Genomic DNA, 1,697 nt, shown 5'->3' with positions numbered 1-1,697 from the left:
TACCTTTCTGTTAATACAACACTTTTTCAGTGGCTTCTGCGCAGCACGAGGAGGCTCACCAGCCGCCCGTGAAAAGCGGAGTGTATTTCCGAAGCGGTCATTCAGAGCCATCGATAACTTCTAAGTTTCCCTACCCTTAATTTGTTCTTCTTTAGATTGGATGCTTTTAATTATGTCCCATCCCCTTATGCATTCCCGACTTTCCGATTAGGACCCGAATCTTCTATTGGTGCTTCTTTTTCTTCTTCAGGAGGCGATGTTTTTTTAACGAAAAAGGATAATATAATCCCAGCGATAGATAGGGCAGTGACAACAAAAAAGGCGACATTTACACCGTGGATCGATGGATAATCAATCGATGGTGAATTTTGAGTTCTTTGAGTGGTAGTTGTCATGACAGTAACCAATATTGCCGTACCTACAGATGCTGCAATCATTCGCATTGTGTTGCTCATAGCCGCTCCATGAGGAATTAATTTTTTTGGTAACTGGTTTAATCCAGCAGTAGTGACTGGCATCATAACCATTGATAGACCAAACATTCGGATTGAATAAAGTACCGTGATGGACGTAAATGTTGTTTCAATGCCTAAGAACGAAAAAGCGAGTGACGCACCTGAAATAATTGTAAGGCCTATAATAGCAAGCCACCTTGCTCCAATGCGATCAAAAATTCGACCTGTAATTGGTGACATGAATGCTGTGATGACAGCTCCAGGTAGAAGCGCCAGTCCTGATTCAAAAGCACTGAAGTCACGCATGTTTTGCATATACAGAGGGATTAGCGTTTCAGCTCCGATCAGTCCCATAAACGTAATCATTGCAATAATTGTCGTAATCGTGAAGATGGGATATTTAAAGACTCGAAACTCAAGCATTGGGTGATTTAATCGTAATTGCCTCATAATGAATAAGGTAAGAGTCACAGCTCCAACCACCAATACAGTGACTGTTATTGGATGCGCCCAACCTTCATTCCCTGCAATCGTAAACCCATAAAGAAGGCTCCCGAAACCAATAGATGATAAAATAATAGAAAAAGGATCGACCTTCGGAAAGGTAAGCTCAGTTACGTTTTTTAAGATGAAATAAGCAAGAGTAATAATCATTAATGCAAGTGGTAATATCATCCAAAACAAGAATCTCCATGAATAGTTGGCTATTACCCACCCAGATAAAGCCGGGCCGATAGCAGGTGCAAAAGAAATGACAAGTCCGATATACCCCATGGCTGCTCCACGTTTGTTGATGGGAAAAATCATTAAAAATACTGTTTGCATCAAGGGGAGCATCACACCTGCGCCACTAGACTGAATGATTCTGCCCAACAACAAAAAAGGAAAATTCGGGGCGACTCCAGCCACAACCGTACCAAAACTAAAGATTCCCATGGCCGCGATGAACAATTGTCGAGTGGAAAAACGCTCGATTAGAAAAGCACTGACAGGGATCATAATGCCATTTACAAGCATAAAGACGGTGGTCAGCCACTGCGCAGAGTTTGCTGTAATATTAAACTCTTCCATAATTGGAGGAATCGCTGTAATCATAAGTGTCTGATTTAAAATAGTGATAAACGAGCCAGTTAAAAGCAGTGCTGCTATTAAGACTTTATTATAGCTCTGTGAAGTCAACCCGACCCCTCCTCATTAATAGAATCAATTCTATTATTATACTTTTTTAATAGTTCACGAACA

At 41.0% G+C, this 1,697-nt stretch carries 1 protein-coding gene; it reads right to left on the bottom strand.

The window, feature by feature from the left end; translation table 11 throughout:
• Window positions 1–185: 185 nt before the first annotated feature.
• Window positions 186–1,634, bottom strand: coding sequence for an MDR family MFS transporter (locus LD39_RS21570; RefSeq protein WP_035554032.1), 1,449 nt, complete (start codon window positions 1,632–1,634; stop codon window positions 186–188).
• Window positions 1,635–1,697: the final 63 nt, after the last annotated feature.

The sequence above is a fragment of the Halobacillus sp. BBL2006 genome, assembly GCF_000786645.1.
Taxonomy (GTDB): Bacteria; Bacillota; Bacilli; order Bacillales; family Halobacillaceae; genus Halobacillus.
This window is presented reverse-complemented; position numbering and strand designations above follow the sequence as displayed.